The sequence below is a fragment of the Teichococcus aestuarii genome (genome assembly GCF_003116135.1).
GTDB lineage: Bacteria > Pseudomonadota > Alphaproteobacteria > Acetobacterales > Acetobacteraceae > Pseudoroseomonas > Pseudoroseomonas aestuarii.
The window spans coordinates 175,741-190,545 of record NZ_PDOA01000005.1 but is presented as its reverse complement, the minus strand read 5'-3'; the positions used below and the strand labels follow the sequence as shown (position 1 = coordinate 190,545).

18 protein-coding genes are annotated in these 14,805 nt (G+C 74.1%); 9 read left to right on the top strand and 9 right to left on the bottom strand.

Going from position 1 to position 14,805, the window contains the following annotated elements; translation table 11 throughout:
* Positions 1–29 precede the first annotated feature (29 nt).
* The gene (locus CR165_RS10300; RefSeq protein WP_109516893.1) at positions 30–542 is read left to right on the top strand and encodes a 2'-5' RNA ligase family protein; all 513 of its coding nucleotides are present in this window, start codon (positions 30–32) and stop codon (positions 540–542) included.
* Between the two features lie 53 nt (positions 543–595).
* Entirely contained in the window at positions 596–1,489 is an 894-nt protein-coding gene (locus CR165_RS10295) for a formate/nitrite transporter family protein (RefSeq protein ID WP_109516892.1), read from the top strand.
* 19 nt (positions 1,490–1,508) lie between these two features.
* Here the strand turns inward: CR165_RS10295 and CR165_RS25005 are convergent, their stop codons facing one another.
* Together CR165_RS25005 and argH are read right to left on the bottom strand one after the other, a co-directional pair.
* Complete coding sequence (locus tag CR165_RS25005; protein ID WP_181378098.1) at positions 1,509–1,661, bottom strand: hypothetical protein; 153 nt, start codon at positions 1,659–1,661, stop codon at positions 1,509–1,511.
* Positions 1,658–3,058 carry an argininosuccinate lyase gene (gene argH, locus CR165_RS10290; protein WP_109516891.1) on the bottom strand — a complete coding sequence of 467 codons (1,401 nt, stop codon included), beginning with the start codon at positions 3,056–3,058 and terminating at the stop codon, positions 1,658–1,660. Before argH ends, CR165_RS25005 begins: the two co-directional genes overlap by 4 nt.
* A gap of 15 nt (positions 3,059–3,073) precedes the next feature.
* Between argH and CR165_RS10285 the strand changes: the two genes are divergently transcribed.
* The 3 genes from CR165_RS10285 (at position 3,074) to CR165_RS10275 (ending at position 5,450) form a co-directional block, all read left to right on the top strand.
* Positions 3,074–3,655 (top strand): TlpA disulfide reductase family protein, encoded by a 582-nt coding sequence (locus tag CR165_RS10285; RefSeq protein ID WP_109516890.1) that lies wholly within the window; start codon positions 3,074–3,076, stop codon positions 3,653–3,655.
* Positions 3,656–3,686: 31 nt separating this feature from the next.
* Entirely contained in the window at positions 3,687–3,974 is a 288-nt protein-coding gene (locus tag CR165_RS10280) for a hypothetical protein (RefSeq protein WP_109516889.1), read from the top strand.
* A gap of 69 nt (positions 3,975–4,043) precedes the next feature.
* Positions 4,044–5,450, top strand: a complete 1,407-nt coding sequence (locus CR165_RS10275; RefSeq protein ID WP_109516888.1) for an amidase family protein — start codon at positions 4,044–4,046, stop codon at positions 5,448–5,450.
* 59 nt (positions 5,451–5,509) lie between these two features.
* Here CR165_RS10275 and CR165_RS10270 read toward each other — a convergent pair whose 3' ends face one another.
* The 3 genes from CR165_RS10270 to phaR all read right to left on the bottom strand — a co-directional run bounded on the left by CR165_RS10270 (position 5,510) and on the right by phaR (position 8,278).
* Positions 5,510–7,009, bottom strand: a complete 1,500-nt coding sequence (locus tag CR165_RS10270) for a multicopper oxidase family protein (RefSeq protein ID WP_109516887.1) — start codon at positions 7,007–7,009, stop codon at positions 5,510–5,512.
* 99 nt (positions 7,010–7,108) lie between these two features.
* Positions 7,109–7,543, bottom strand: coding sequence for a helix-turn-helix domain-containing protein (locus CR165_RS10265; RefSeq protein WP_109516886.1), 435 nt, complete (start codon positions 7,541–7,543; stop codon positions 7,109–7,111).
* Positions 7,544–7,663: 120 nt separating this feature from the next.
* Positions 7,664–8,278 carry a polyhydroxyalkanoate synthesis repressor PhaR gene (gene phaR / locus CR165_RS10260; RefSeq protein ID WP_109516885.1) on the bottom strand — a complete coding sequence of 205 codons (615 nt, stop codon included), beginning with the start codon at positions 8,276–8,278 and terminating at the stop codon, positions 7,664–7,666.
* A gap of 330 nt (positions 8,279–8,608) precedes the next feature.
* On the opposite strand from phaR, the gene CR165_RS25380 reads away from it, so the two are divergent.
* The 3 genes from CR165_RS25380 (at position 8,609) to CR165_RS10250 (ending at position 11,406) form a co-directional block, all read left to right on the top strand.
* Positions 8,609–8,839, top strand: coding sequence for a hypothetical protein (locus tag CR165_RS25380; protein ID WP_146201871.1), 231 nt, complete (start codon positions 8,609–8,611; stop codon positions 8,837–8,839).
* Entirely contained in the window at positions 8,836–10,086 is a 1,251-nt protein-coding gene (locus CR165_RS10255) for an alpha/beta fold hydrolase (protein ID WP_109516884.1), read from the top strand. The genes CR165_RS25380 and CR165_RS10255 overlap by 4 nt, the downstream gene beginning before the upstream one ends.
* Positions 10,087–10,230: 144 nt before the next feature.
* Positions 10,231–11,406, top strand: coding sequence for an acetyl-CoA C-acetyltransferase (locus CR165_RS10250; RefSeq protein WP_109516883.1), 1,176 nt, complete (start codon positions 10,231–10,233; stop codon positions 11,404–11,406).
* A 43-nt stretch (positions 11,407–11,449) separates the two neighbouring features.
* On the opposite strand, the gene CR165_RS10245 is transcribed toward CR165_RS10250, so the two are convergent.
* The 4 genes from CR165_RS10245 to gloB all read right to left on the bottom strand — a co-directional run bounded on the left by CR165_RS10245 (position 11,450) and on the right by gloB (position 13,966).
* Positions 11,450–12,058 (bottom strand): class I SAM-dependent methyltransferase, encoded by a 609-nt coding sequence (locus CR165_RS10245; protein ID WP_109516882.1) that lies wholly within the window; start codon positions 12,056–12,058, stop codon positions 11,450–11,452.
* Positions 12,055–12,519, bottom strand: a complete 465-nt coding sequence (locus CR165_RS10240; RefSeq protein WP_109516881.1) for a cupin domain-containing protein — start codon at positions 12,517–12,519, stop codon at positions 12,055–12,057. Before CR165_RS10240 ends, CR165_RS10245 begins: the two co-directional genes overlap by 4 nt.
* Positions 12,520–12,533: 14 nt before the next feature.
* A complete protein-coding gene (locus tag CR165_RS10235) occupies positions 12,534–13,136 on the bottom strand; it encodes a glutathione S-transferase N-terminal domain-containing protein (RefSeq protein WP_109516880.1) in 603 nt (200 codons plus the stop codon).
* A 98-nt stretch (positions 13,137–13,234) separates the two neighbouring features.
* On the bottom strand, positions 13,235–13,966 hold the full coding sequence (gene gloB, locus CR165_RS10230; protein WP_109516879.1) for a hydroxyacylglutathione hydrolase: 732 nt from the start codon (positions 13,964–13,966) through the stop codon (positions 13,235–13,237).
* 80 nt (positions 13,967–14,046) lie between these two features.
* Here gloB and CR165_RS10225 point away from each other — a divergent pair, with 80 nt between their 5' ends.
* Entirely contained in the window at positions 14,047–14,802 is a 756-nt protein-coding gene (locus CR165_RS10225) for a class I SAM-dependent methyltransferase (protein ID WP_109516878.1), read from the top strand.
* Positions 14,803–14,805 lie beyond the last annotated feature (3 nt).

Sequence of the window (14,805 nt, the reverse complement as noted above, 5' to 3'; positions counted from 1 at the left end):
ACGCCACGCCCCAGCCCTACTTCCGTTGCATGACCGACCCCGCGCCGCTGATCCTCAGCCTTGCCCTCGACCCGGCCAGCCAGATCCGGCTCGACCAGTTGCGCCAGGCCTACTTCCCGCCCGAGCGGAACCACCTGCCGGCGCATCTGACGCTGTTCCACGCCCTGCCGGGCACGGCGCTGGCGGAGATCGGCGCCAGGCTCGCCGCGCTGGCCGCCGCCACGGCGCCGCTGCCGCTGCGCTTCAGCGGCTGGCGCGGGCTGGGGCGCGGCGTGGCCTGCGCAGTGGAATCGCCTGCCCTGCTCGCCCTGCGCTCCGGCCTCGCCCAGGACTGGCAGGGCTGGCTGACGCCGCAGGACCGGCAGGGCTTCCGGCCGCATGTGACGGTGCAGAACAAGGTGGAGCCGGAGGCCGCCCGCGCCCTGCTCGATGACCTGCAGGCGCGGGTGCCACCCTGGGCGGGGCTGGGGCGTGGCCTGCTGCTGTGGCATTATCGCGGCGGTCCGTGGGAGGCGGCGGGAGAATTCCCCTTCGCCGCCTGAAACCGGGCGGCAGGCTGGGTCATTGCCGGCGCATCCAGCCTGGGTCCCAATACATGCCGCGCAACCTGCCTCCGCAGCCCAACCCGCCCTATCCGCCCTATCACGACCCGGAGGCGGAGGTGGAGCAGGCCGCCGGCCCTCTGACGGCCGAGGAGCGGGAGGAGGTGGAGGACCACGCCAAGCTCCGCCCGCTGGCCATCTATGAGATCGTGCGCCAGGAGGGCGCGGAGGAGCTGGGCCGGCCCTGGCGCAGCCTGTGGTGGTCGGGCCTCGCGGCGGGGCTTTCCATCGGCCTCTCGGTGACCACCATGGGGGTGCTGCACGCCCTGCTGCCGGATGCGCCCTGGCGCCCGCTGGTGCAGAGCTGGGGCTACACGGTGGGCTTCCTCGTCGTCATCCTGGCCCGCCAGCAGCTCTTCACCGAGGTGACGCTGACCGCCTTCCTGCCGGTGCTGGCGCACCCGACGGGGCGGATGGTGGCGTCGCTGGCCCGCAACTGGTCGGTGGTGTTCCTGGCCAACATGGTGGGCACGGCGGCCTTCGCCTTCGTGCTCTCCTATGACGGGGTGCTGCCGCCCTTCGTGCGCTCGGGGGCGCTGGCGGTCTCGCTGCACATGGCGGAGCTGTCGGCGCCGCAGGCCTTCCTGCGCGCCATCTTCTCCGGCTGGATGATGGCGATGCTGGTCTGGCTGCTGCCGCTGGCCGAGACGGCGCGCTTCTGGGTGATCACGCTGGTCACCTACCTGATCGCGCTGTTCGAGCTATCGCACGTGGTGGCGGGCTCGGTGGAGGTGTTCCTGCTGGTCTTCGAGGGGCGGCTCGGGCTGGGGCAGGGCCTGATCGGGCACCTGCTGCCCTTCCTGGCCGGCAACATCATCGGCGGCTCGGCGCTGTTCGCCCTGCTCTCCTACGGACAGGTGCATGACGAGTTGGAGGAGAAGGCCTGAGCCCTCCCCTCCGCCCGCCTCAGCGGCTCGGGTAGCTGCGCGGGTAGGTGATCTCCTCCGGCGGGCCTGGGGCGCGGATCGGCCCCGGCCGGCCGCAGGCGGCCAGCAGCAGCGGCGCCAGCAGCGCCACCGCCAGCAGCCCGGCCAGGCCGCGCATCCCGCGCGCCCTCACGCCAGCCGCTCCCGCCACTCGGCGGCCATGCGGCGGACGTTCACCGGCGCCGTGCCGCCATAGGAGGTGCGGGACGCCACCGAGGCCTCGACGCTCAGCACATGGAAGATGCCGCTGTGGATGCGCGGCTCCTCCGCCTGCAGCTCCTCCAGCGACAGGCCGGAGAGGTCCACCCCCCGCGCCTCGGCCTTGGCGACGAGGCGGCCTGTGACGTGGTGCGCGTCGCGGAAGGGCAGGCGCAGCTCGCGCACCAGCCAGTCGGCCAAGTCCGTCGCGGTGGAGAAGCCGGCGCCGGCGGCCTCGCGCAGGCGGGTCACGTCGGGCTTCATGTCGCGCACCATGCCGGCGGTCGCGGCCAGCGCCAGCGCCATGGTCTCGGCGGCGTCGAAGATGCCTTCCTTGTCCTCCTGCATGTCCTTCCCGTAGGTCAGGGGCAGGCCCTTCATCACCGTCATCAGCCCGATCAGCGCGCCGGAGACGCGGCCCACCTTGGCGCGCACCAGCTCGGCCGCGTCCGGGTTGCGCTTCTGCGGCATGATCGAGGAGCCGGTGGTGTAGGCGTCCGACAGCTTGACGAAGCCGAAATACGGGTTCGTCCAGAGCACGATCTCCTCGGCGAAGCGGGAGAGATGCGTGGCGCAGATCGAGAGCGCCGAGAGGAACTCCAGCGCGAAGTCGCGGCTGGCCACCGAATCGAGGCTGTTGCGCGTCGGCCCGTCGAAGCCGAGCGCGGCGGCCGTCATGTGCCGGTCGATGTTGAAGCCGGTGCCGCACAGCGCGGCGGCGCCGAGCGGGCTCTCGTTCATCCGCGCCCGGCAGTCGCCGAGGCGGGAGCGGTCGCGCCCCAGCATCTCCACATAGGCCAGCAGGTGATGGCCGAGGGTGGTGGGCTGCGCCGGCTGCAGGTGGGTGAAGCCCGGCATCACCGTGGCGGCGTGCTCGTCGGCGCGGTCGGTCAGCGCGCGCATCAGGTCGGCGAGCTGGCCGTCCAGCCCGTCAATCGCGTCGCGCACCCAGAGGCGGACATCGAGCGCCACCTGGTCGTTGCGGCTGCGCGCGGTGTGCAGCCGCTTGCCGGCCTCGCCCACGCGCTCGGTCAGCCGCGCCTCGATGTTCATGTGGATGTCCTCCAGCGCCTCGCTGAAGGGGAACTCGCCGGCCTCGATCTCCTGGCCGATGGCCGAGAGGCCCTCGCGGATGGCGGCCTCGTCATCGGCGGAGATGATCCCCACATGCCGCAGCATGGCGGCATGGGCCAGGCTGCCGCGGATGTCCTGCCGCCACATCTTGCGGTCGAACCCGATGGAGGCATTGATGGCCTCCATGATCGCCGAGGGTCCGGCGCTGTAGCGCCCGCCCCACTGCTGGTTGCCCTGGCTGCGACTGTGACTGGACAAGGAAGGATCTGCCTCGTGCTGCTGGAACGCCGCTCCCTGCTCTCGCTCTTCGCGGCGGGGGCGACCCTAACCACGCTGCTTCCGGCACGGCAAGGGATTGCGGCGGAGGAGCCGGAGGGCTTCGGCAAGCTGAGCCGCACCGCACCCCGCGCCGTGCCCGCCTTCGACTTCACCGATGCCGCGGGGCAGACGCGCAACCTGGCCGATTTCAAGGGACGCCCGCTGCTGATCAATTTCTGGGCCACCTGGTGCCCGCCCTGCGTGGCCGAGATGCCGGCGCTGGACCGCACCCAGGCGGCGCTGGCGGCGGAAGGCTGGGCGGTGCTGGCGCTCTCCTCCGACCGGGGCGGCGCGGCGCAGGTGCGCCCCTTCTACGAGCGCACCGGCGTGAAGCACCTGGAGATCTGGCTGGACCCCCGCGGCGCCGCCGCCCGCGCCACCGGCTCACGCGGCCTGCCCACCAGCCTCGTCGTCAACCGCCAGGGCCAGGAGGTGGCGCGGCTGGAAGGCGCCGCCGCCTGGGACCACCCGCAATTCTTGGCGGCGCTGCGCGCGCTGGCCGGCCCCGGCGCCGATTCCACCACAGGCGCCACCTGACGCCTCCCTTCCCCGCCAGGAGAATATCCGGATGCCCAAGCCCAGGATCATCGTTACCGGTGACAGCGAGCAGGCGGTCGCCTTCGGGCTGTTGCAGATGCTGATGCAGGAGGGCGACGCCCCGCGCGGCCGCGCCGCGATCCTGGCGGCCTTCCGGGAATGCCTGGAGGCGGTGCGCGGCGCCGGCGCGCCACCCGCGCGCCCCCTGCCGCCCGAGGAGCCGCCGGCCGAGGAGGAGGACGAGCCCGCCGGCGAGGAGGACGCCGCCCCCCACCCCCCCGCCCCGCCCCGCCGCCGCAAGCCGCGCCGGCCGGGCTGAGCCGCCCCCTCTCGACGGCGGCGCCCGCCGGGGCGACACTTCCCCGCCTTGAGGACGGGGATGGCAAGCATGAGTGAGCTTTGGCGCCTGGATGCGAGTGAGATCGCCGCCCGCGTGGCGGCCCGCCAGGTGTCGGCGCGCGAGGTGGCGCAGGACGCGCTGGCGCGGCTGGCGGCGGCGAATCCGCGGATCAACGCCGTGGTGCAGGAGATGCCCGAGCAGGCGCTGGCCGCGGCCGACGCGGTGGACGCGGCGCTGGCGCGCGGCGAGACGGCGGGGCCGCTGGCCGGGGTGCCCGTCACCATCAAGGTGAATGTGGACCAGGCCGGCTTCGCCACCACCAACGGCCTGCGCATCCAGCAGGAGCTCGTCGCCGCCGAGGACAACCCGGTGGTGGCCAACCTGCGGCGCGCCGGGGCGGTCATCATCGGCCGCACCAACACGCCAGCCTTCAGCCTGCGCTGGTTCACCCGCAACAGCCTGCACGGCCACACGAGGAACCCGCGCAACCCGGCGCTGACGCCGGGCGGCTCCTCGGGGGGCGCGGGGGCGGCGGTGGCCGCCGGCATCGGCGCCATCGCCCATGGCACGGACATCGCCGGCTCCATCCGCTACCCGGCCTATGCCTGCGGCGTGCACGGGCTGCGGCCGACGCTGGGGCGCGTCCCGGCCTGGAACCCCTCCGGCCCCGAGCGCGCCATCGGCGCCCAGCTGATGGCCGTCTCCGGCCCGCTGGCGCGCAGCATCGCCGACCTCCGCCTCTCCTTCCAGGCGATGGCGGCCGAGGATCTGCGCGACCCCTGGTGGGTGCCCGCGCCCTTTGAGGGGCCGGCCATGCCGAAGCGCGCCGCCCTCTGCGTCCGCCCCGAGGGGCTGGACACCGCGCCGGAGGTGGAGGCCGCGCTGCGCGACGCGGCGCTGCGCCTGCAATCGCAGGGGTGGAGCATCGTCGAGACCGCCTGCCCGCCGCTGCGCGAGCCGATGCGCCTGCAGCTGATGCTGTGGCTGGCCGAGTTCCGCCGCGGCGGCAACGCCGCCGTGGCGCGCGAGGGCGACCCGGATGCCAGCTTCGTGCTGCAGCAGATGGAGCGCCTCACCCAGATGCCGGACCTGCACCAGTTCCAGGATGTGCTGCAGGCGCGCGCCGGCTTCGTGCGGCAGTGGCAGGCCTTCCTGAAGAGCTACCCGGTGCTGCTGGTGCCGGTCTGCGCCGAGCTGCCCTTCCCCGACCTGCTGGACGTCCAGTCGCCGGAGGCCTTCGAGCGGGTGGCGGAGGCGCAGCTCGTGCAGATCGGCCTGCCGCTGATGGGGCTGCCGGCCCTCACCGTCACCACCGGGAACACGCAGGGCAGCGCGGGGGCGAGCCCGGTGGGGGTGCAGCTCATCGCCGGGCGGTACCGGGAGGACCTGCTGCTGGCGGCGGGGGCCACGATCGAGGCCGCCGGGCCGCGCATCGAGGCCTGCGACCCCGCCTGACGGCGCGCGGGGGGGGGGAAGGAACTCCCCCCCCGCGCCCCCTCTTCGTTTCCGCCGGTTCAGGTGACGCGCAGCCAGCCCATCATGCCGGTCTCCAGGTGCTCCAGCACATGGCAGTGGAACATCCACCGGCCGGGCGCCGCCACGAAGGCGATCTCGGCCCGCTCGCGCGGCAGCAGCAGCACCGTGTCCGCCAGGAAGCGCGGCAGCGCCTGGCGGGAAAGCGAGAGCACCTCGAAGGTGTGGCCGTGCAGGTGGATGGGATGCGGGTGCGGCGTCGTGTTGTGCAGCTCGAAGACGTAGGAGCGGCCCGCCTTCAACTCCGCCAGGGGCGGCGGCAGCTGCCGGTTCCCGCCGCCTGGCCAGGTGGATTTGTTGATCGCCCAGAAGGTGTTGCGGCCGACGCAGAGCGAATCCAGCAGGAGCCGCGCGAAGGGATCGTCCGGCGGCAGCCCGGCCACGCTGTCCGGAGTGGCGCCCAAAGGCGCGGCGCTGAAGGCGAAGGGCAGCCGCTCGGCCGTGGCGAGGTCGGCGCGCGGCACGCGGGCGGCCCGCAGCGGGCGCGGCGCGAAGGGGCGCTCGGCCAGGGCCGAGGGGGCGGCGGTGAAGCGGGCCAGCGGCCAGGGCTCGCGCGGGAAGTCGTCGAGCAGGGTGAAGCCCGCGCCGGCGGCGGGGGCGCGCACGCGGAGATCCACCCGCATCGCCGGGCCGAAGCGCCACTGCTCCAGCGCGAAGGGCTCGACCGCGTTGCCGTCGATGGCGATGACCTGTGCCGCCGCCCCCTCCATCCGTGCCAGCAGGGTGCGGGTGGCGTCGAGGTTCAGCAGGCGCAGGCGGATATCGCCATGCGCCGGCACCGTGGCGGCGAAGGCGCGCTGCCCGTTCACCGCCCGCACCGTGCCGAAGGTGCCGGCGCGCCCGGCGCCCTGCGGCGTCTCGAAGGGCAGCCAGGTGCCATCCTCCGCCAGGCGCCAGTCCTTGCAGGCCAGCACGATGTCGGCGTCCGGCGGCTCCGGCTCGTCGCCTTCCACCACCAGCGTGGCGGCGAGGCCGCGCCCCACCTGCCCCGGCTCGTTGCAGTGCGGGTGCAGGAAGAAGGTGCCCGTGTCGGGCGGGGTGAATTCGTAGGTGAAGGACTGGCCGGGCCCGACCGGCGGCTGGGTCAGGTACTGTACCCCGTCCATCGCGTTCGGCACGCGCACGCCGTGCCAGTGGATGCTGGTGTGCTCCGGCAGCGCGTTCTCCAGCCGGGCGCGGATGGCGTCGCCCTGGCGGATGCGCAGCACCGGCAGCAGGGCGTCGCTGTAGCTCCAGACCCGCGAGAGGGGACCGTCCGGCCCCAGCAGCCGGGCCGGGCGCTCCTGCGCGCGGAAGGTCCAGTCGTGCCGCCGGGCGCCCGGCGCCTCAGGCGGAGGCGGATCCCCCCCGGCACGCGCAGGGCGGGGCGGGGCGGCCAGCCAGCCACCGGCCAGCGCGCCCGCCGTGGCGGCCAGCAGCCTGCGCCGCCCGCCGCGGAAAGCGGCGGACGGGAGCGAGGCAGGCGGTGATGGTGCGGACAAGGCGGAACTCCGGCGCTATCGGACGCGGCCGGAGCATAAAGGCAGGCAGTGGAGGCGTCGCCCGCTTTTTGCGAATGGCTCGCAAAAGCAAGCGGCGTCTCAGTCCAGCGGACGGCCCTGAGACTGGGCCGCGAGGGCACGGGCCATCTGGCTCAGCGCCTCCTGGTGCCGCTCATTGTCGATGAGCGCGAAGTTGCGGGCCAGTTCCAGGCACATGCGCTGCCGCACGCCCAGCGGCGGCGCCGCCCCTTCCTCGTTCAACCCCTCGAAGAACCAGGACACCGGGACAGCCAGGACGAGAGCGATCTCGAACAGGCGCCCGGCGGAAATACGGTTCAGGCCACGTTCGTATTTGTGGGCCTGCTGGTAGGTGACGCCGATCATGCTGGCCAGTTGCTGCTGCGACAGACCGAGCATCAGGCGGCGTTCACGGATGCGCGCTCCGACATGGCGGTCAGCCTGCCGGGCGCGTTGTGTGGAGGTATCCTCCGGCTCGTCGCGCGTGGCGACGGCACCGGCCTCAAGATCGGCCATGCTCTACCCTGTTAGGCTGAAAAATGATCCCATCCCTTATTAAGTAGTAAATGGCCGCCGCGTGTTCCCTTTCGGGTTACGAAGACTGACAACAGCGTGAGAAGCGCAACCTCAGCGTTATCATCCGGCCTTGCTACCGCCCCTTTGCAGCTGTGCCAATTGCTGCCGCAACTGCCGCAACTCGGCCTTGAGGGCGGCCACATCCTCGGTTTCCTCGGCGGGGGGGCGGGATGACGGCGCCGAGTCCTCCTTGCGCGGGAAGGGGCTGAACAGCGTCATGGCGCGCTCCATCATCGCCATGTTCTGCTTGCTCACCTCCTCCAGCCCGGCCAGGGGGTTGAAGCCGCCCATCGCCTGCTCGACCGAGACCCGCATCTGCTCCTGCTGCCGGGCGAAGCTGCCCATGGCGTATTCCAGGTAGCGCGGCACCAGCGACTGCAGGCTGTCGCCGTAGAAGCCGATGAGCTGCCGCAGGAAGGAGGTGGGGAGCAGGCTGCGCCCCTTGGCCTCCTCCTCGACGATGATCTGCGTCAGCACGCCGCGGGTGATGTCGTCGCCCGTCTTGGCATCGTAGACGACGAAGTCGCGCCCCTCCCGCACCATGCCGGCGAGGTCCTCGAGCGTGACGTAGGAGGAAGCCTCCGTGTTGTAGAGCCGGCGATTGGCGTATTTCTTGATGACTACCGTGGGTTTGGCCTCCGCCTCGGTGCCGCGCTGCCTTGCCTGTTCGGCCATTGTCGCCTCCCATCCCGCCATGTGGTGGCGGCGACGCTAGCATGGCGCATGATGCAGTGCGAACAGGAGGATGGTGCCCCGCCCCTTCCGTGGCGCGCCCGTGGCGCTATGTTCCGCCGGCGCGGCCTGGCACGGGGCCGGATCACGCCCGGGGGCACGCCCCGGGCCGCCCCGGGCCGCGCGCCGCAGGACAGGATTTGCCATGACAGGCCCCGAGGACGACGCGCAAAGGAAGCGGCCCGGCGCGGCTTCCGGCGCCGGGGCGGAGCCCGGCGGCGGCCAAGCCGGGCCTGAGGCACTGGAGAGGTTGGCAGAGGATTGGATCACGCTGTGGCAGAGCGAGATCTCGGCGCTGGCCGCCGACCGCGAGCTGGCGGAGGGCTGGGCGGCCTGGGCGGCTTTCGGCGCCGCCTGGATGCGCGCCGCCGCCACCCCGCCGCCACGCCGCTTCCAGGCCGCGTCGTGGAGCGGGAGCCGGGAGGCCACCGCATCCCCGCCGCCCACCCCGCCGCCGCCTTCGCCGCCGCCGCCCCCCGCTGCCGCGGCGCCGCCCGCCGATGACCCCGCGCCGCCGCGGCCCGCGCCCCCTGCCGCTGCACCTGAACCTGGCGCTGCTGCGCGGGATGGGCGCGGCGCTGAGCCTGGACCCGATGACGGGCGCACCCTTCTCGCCCGGATCGCCGAGCTGGAGCGACGCCTGGCCGATCTCGAGGGCGGGCCGGCTGGAGATGCGCCGGATCGCCGAGGCCCTCGTCGCCGGCGGCCACCCGCCTGAGCGCTTCCGCGCCGCCGTGCTGCGGCAGCTGGCGCGGCAGGACCGTGCGCTGATCGCCGGCCTCGCCGCCTATCGCCGCCACCCCGCGCAACGCGAGATGCCCTCCCTCCCCGTGCTGTGGCAGGAGGGGGAGACCCGCCTGCTCGACTATGGCGGCGCGGGCCCGCCGCTGCTGGTGGTGCCCTCCCTGGTCAACCGCGCCTATGTGATGGACCTGGCGCCCGGCCACTCCATGCTGCGCGCCCTGGCGGCCGGCGGCTCCCGCGTGCTGCTGCTCGACTGGGGCTGGCCCGACGAGGCGGCGCGCGGCTTCACCCTCACCGACTACATCGCCGGCCGGCTGGAGCGCGCCCTGGCCGCGCCGGCGCTGCGCCCGCTCGGCCCCCTGGCGCTGGCGGGGTACTGCATGGGCGGGCTGCTGGCGCTGGCCGCGGCGCTGCGCCGGCCGGAGCGGCTGCGTGGCCTCGCCCTGCTCGCCACGCCCTGGGACTTCCACGCCGGCGACGGGCAGGCACGCGAGCGGGCGCTGACGCTCGCCGCCCTGCTGCCCGGCATCGAGCCGGTGCTGCAGGCCACCGGCACCCTGCCGGTGGACCTGATCCAGACGCTGTTCGCCGGGCTCGACCCCTGGAACATCGCCGCCAAGTTCCGCGCCTTCGCTTCCATGGACCCGGCCGGCGAGCGGGCCCACCGCTTCGTCGTGCTGGAGGACTGGCTGAACGACGGCGTCCCCCTCGCCGCCCCCGTGGCGCGCGAGGCGCTGGGCGGCTGGTACGGCCGCAACGAGCCGGCGGGGCTGCGCTGGCGCGTGGCCGGCGCGGTGGTGGACCCGGCGGAGCTCGCGGTGCCGAGCTTCGTCGCCGTGCCGGGGGCGGACCGCATCGTGCCGCCCGCCTCGGCCCTGGCGCTGGCGGCGCGGCTGCCGGGCGCCAGGGTGCTGCCGGTGCCGGCCGGGCATATCGGCATGGCCGCCGGCGGCCGCGCCGAGGCGGTGCTCTGGCAGCCGCTGCGGGAATGGCTGGCGGGCTTGTAAGCCGGGCATGACGCGGCGCACAGTAAGCCGGAACGGCGGTGCGGGACGGGCGCGCCCGACGCCCGCCCCGACAGCGCGATGGCCTTCGCCGGAACGCGGCGCCGCAAAGGGCCGGCCGGCCAACACAAGGGGAGTTACCCAGCCATGACCGATATCGTGATCGCCGCCGCCGCGCGGACACCGGTCGGCGCCTTCAACGGCGCCTTCGCGGCCCTGCCGGCGCACGCGCTCGGCACCATCGCCATCCAGGCGGCGCTGGAGCGCGCGGGCATCGAGGCCGGCGCGGTGGACGAGGTCATCATGGGCCAGATCCTGACCGCCGGCGCCGGGCAGAACCCGGCCCGCCAGGCCGCCATCAACGCCGGCATCCCGGCCGGCGCCACCGCCTTCGGCATCAACCAGCTCTGCGGCTCGGGCCTGCGCGCCGTGGCGCTGGCCGCCCAGCAGGTGGCCTCGGGCGATGCCGCCATCGTCGTCGCCGGCGGGCAGGAGAGCATGACCCAGGCCCCGCACTGCGCCAACCTGCGCGCCGGCGTGAAGATGGGCGACTTCCAGATGATCGACACGATGATCCGGGACGGGCTGTGGGACGCCTTCAACGGCTACCACATGGGCAACACCGCCGAGAACGTGGCCCAGAAGTACCAGATCAGCCGCGACGAGCAGGACGAGTTCGCCTTCAACAGCCAGCGCAAGGCGGGCGAGGCGATGAAGGGCGGCGCCTTCCGGGCCGAGATCGCCCCCGTCACGGTGAAGGGCCGCAAGGGCGACACCGTGGTGGAGAACGACGAGTACCCGAAGCCCGAGACCAGCCGCGAGATCCTGGCCAAGCTGCGCCCGGCCTTCGCCAAGGATGGCTCCGTCACCGCCGGCAATGCCTCGGGCATCAATGACGGCGCGGCGGCGCTGGTGGTGATGTCAGCGGCCGAGGCGGCGAAGCGTGGCCTGAAGCCGCTGGCGCGCATCGCCTCCTGGGCGACCGCGGGCGTCGACCCGGCCATCATGGGCACCGGCCCCATCCCGGCCAGCCGCAAGGCGCTGCAGAAGGCCGGCTGGAACGTCCAGGACCTCGACCTGATCGAGGCCAACGAGGCCTTCGCCGCCCAGGCCTGCGCGGTGAACAAGGACCTCGGCTGGGACACGTCGAAGGTGAACGTGCATGGCGGCGCCATCGCGCTGGGCCACCCGATCGGCGCCTCCGGCGCGCGCGTGCTGACCACCCTGCTCTACGGGATGCAGGCGCGCGGCGCGAAGAAGGGGCTGGCCACGCTGTGCATCGGCGGCGGCATGGGCGTCGCCATGTGCATCGAAGCCGCCTGAACGCGGCGGCACGGCCGGGGGAGGCTCTCCCCCGGCCACCCGGCTAGGCAGCGCGGCGCCAGAGGCCGCGCACCACCTCGGCCGGGCCCTGGTGGCGCGGCCCCTCATCCAGCCGCACCGTGCCCTCCAGGCATTCCTGCACCGCCAACCCGGCGAACAGCGCCTCGGCCTCCTCCCGCGTCCAGAGCAGGTCCGGGTCCTTCGGCCCACCGCTGCGGCGGCCCTGCTGGGCGGGGGTGAAGCCCTCCAGCAGCAGCAGCCCGCCCGGCGCCAGGGCCCGGCAGGCGCGCGCCGCCACGGCGCGGCGGTCCGGCCCCGGCAGATGCACGAACACCCAGGCGATCAGGTCGTATTCCGCCTCGGGCCAGTCCCAGGCGGTGAGGTCGGCCACCGCCGTCTCCAGCGCCACGCCGGCGGCGGCGGCCAGGGCGGCGGCGCGCGCCATGCCGGTGGCGGACCAGTCCACCGCCGTCACGCGCAGGCCCTGGCGGGCGAGCCAGACGCCGTTGCGCCCCTCGCCGTCGCCCAGTGCCAGGGCGCGCATCCCCGGCCGCAGGCGCGGCGCCAGCGTCTCCAGGTAGCGGTTGGGCGCCTGGCCGAACAGCCATTCCCCGGCGCGGTAACGGGCATCCCAGGCCTCGGCCTCGCTCATGGCGCGGCACCCGGTCCTGTGCCGCCGGGGCTCCAGCCGGGCGGGGCCAGGGTGAAGCCGGCGAAGTCGAAGGCCGGGCTGACCGTGCAGCCGGCCAGCGTCCAGCCACCGAGGCTCTCCGCCGCCTGCCACTGGCCCGTCGGCACGATGGCGAAGGGCGCCTCCCCGGCACCGAGGCCGGGGCCGAGGCGGCGCTCCGACTCCGCCACGCCATCGGCCGAGAGGCGCAGGCGCAGCGGCGCGCCGGCATACCAGTGCCAGGCCTCGGCGGCGTCCACCCGGTGCCAGTGGCTGGCCTCGCCCGCCGCCAGCAGGAAGTAGATGGCGGTGCCGGCGCCGCGCCCGCCCGCCGCCGGCACGTCCCGCCAGATCTCGCGGTAGTGCCCGCCCTCGGGGTGGGGCGCGAGGCCGAGCGCCGCGATCACCGCCGCCGCCGGCAGGGAGGGGTCGCGCAGGTCCATCGGGCGGTGGCCTTTCAGCCCTGGGGCGGCGCGGTGCGGGCGATGGCCGGGCTGGCGGCCACCTCCTCGAACCAGGCGGCGAGCTTCGGGTGCGCCGCGCGCCACGGCTCATGCGCGAAGCGGAAGTCGAGATAGCCCAGCGCGCAGGCCACGGAGACGGCGCCGATATCGGCCAGCCCCTGCGGCGGCGCCTGCTCCAGCACCGCCAGGGAGCGCTCCACCGCGGCCTTCTGCCGGGCGGAGAAAGCCTGCCGCCCCTCATCCTGCGGCTGCGTGCCCTCGTTGCCGCGGCGCGCCACGGCGGCGTCCATGATGCCGTCGGCCAGGGCCTGCATCACCAGCGCCGCGATGCGCTTCGGGCCCGGCGCGGGGAAGAGCGGCGCGGCGTCGCCCAGCCCGTCGAGATACTCGCAGATCACCGGGCTGTCGTAGATCGCCTGGCCCTCGTCGGTGAGCAGGGCGGGGATCTTGCTCAGCGGGTTGGCGGCGAGCAGCACATCGGGGCTGACATGCGGGTTGGCGGCGACCGGCTCGATCCGCCCCTCCAGCCCGCGCAGGATGGCGCAGGCCATCACCTTGCGGACGAAGGGCGAGGCGGGGGAGTGGAAGAGCTTCATGCGGGCGCGTCCTGTGTTCTGGCGTCGGCGGGGTTCTGGCGTCGGCGGGCAGGATGCCCGTCTTCGGCGCCGCCGTCAGCCCCCCGCGCCGCCGCGCCTCAGCCGCGGAAATTGTCCTTGCCGGTGCGGATGCGGGCCAGCTCCTCCACGCTGCCGGCGCGCAGGAAGGGGTTGGTCTCCAGCTCCTGGCCCAGCGTCACCGGCAGGGTGGGCTGGCCGGCGGCGCGGGCGGCCTCCACCTCGGCGGCGCGGGCGCGCAGCGCGGCGTTGTCCGGCTCCACGGTCAGGGCGTAGCGGGCGTTGCTGGCGGTGTATTCGTGGCCGCAGCACACCAGCGTCTCCGGCGGCAGCGGCTTCAGCAGCGAGAGGGCGCGGAACATGTCGGCCGCCGTGCCTTCCAGCAGCCGGCCGCAGCCGAGCGAGAACAGCGTGTCGCCGCAGAGCAGCACGGCGCCCTCGGGGAAGTGGAAGGCGATGTGGCCGAGGGTGTGGCCGGGGCTGTCGATCACCGTGCCGGCGGTGGCGCCCACCAGCACCGTGTCGCCCGGCTGCACCGCCTGGTCGAGCTTCGGCAGGCGGTGCGCGTCGGCCGCGGCGCCGATCACCTTGCTGCCGTAGCGGGCGCGGATCTCCGCCACCCCGTCGATGTGGTCGGCATGGTGGTGGGTGAGCAGGATGATGTCGCAGCGCCCGCCCGCCGCCTCCAGCGCCTCGATCACCGGCGCGGCCTCGCCCGGGTCGCAGATCGCGATGGTGCCGGTGGCGCCGTCGCGCAGCATCCAGGCATAGTTGTCGGACAGGCAGGGCACGGCCTGGACGGTCACGGACATCGCGGATCTCCTCGTTTGCGGCGCCCCGGCGGATGCTTCAGGGACGTGTCACACCTCGAACGAGGCCCTATATCAGCCCTATGAGCGACGAGGTCCACGCCGGCATCCCCGCCGAGTTCCATGGGTACCGGGAATTCTACGCCTCGGCCACGGGGCGGGTTGCCGCGCGCCTGGTGCGGGACCGCCTGCAGCGCATCTGGCCTGCCCTGCCGGGGCGGCAGCTCCTGGGCCTCGGCCATGCCGCGCCCTATCTGCGCCTGTGGCGCGACGAGGCGGCGCGGGTGCTCTGCGCCAGCCTGCCCGAGACGGACGCGGCGCCCTGGCCGCCCGGTGCCCCCGGCCTCGCCGCGCGGGTGGAGGAAGGCGCGCTCCCCTTCCCCGACCTCAGCTTCGACAACGTGCTGCTGGTGCACGGGCTGGAGGGCTCGGAGAATGCCCGCCGCATGCTGCGCGAGGTGTGGCGCGTGCTGAAGGACGAGGGGCGGGTGCTGATCGTGGCGCCCAACCGGCGCGGCGTCTGGGCGCATCTGGACAGCACGCCCTTCGGCCAGGGGCGGCCCTACTCGCCCGGCCAGCTCACCCGCCTGCTGGAGCGCAACCTCTACACCGTGACGCGTCGGGACAAGGCGCTGTTCATCCCGCCCTTCCAGACGCGGCTGCTGCTGCGCGGCGCGCGGGTGTGGGAAGGCGCGGGGCGGGCCCTGGCGCCGCGCTTCGCGGGGGTGGTGATCGTCGAGGCGCGCAAGGAGCTCTACGGCGTCATGCCCAAGGGGACCGCCGCCACGGCGGCGGCGCGCGCGCCGGGGCGGCGCGTGCTGGTGCCCGCCGGCGCCTGAGCG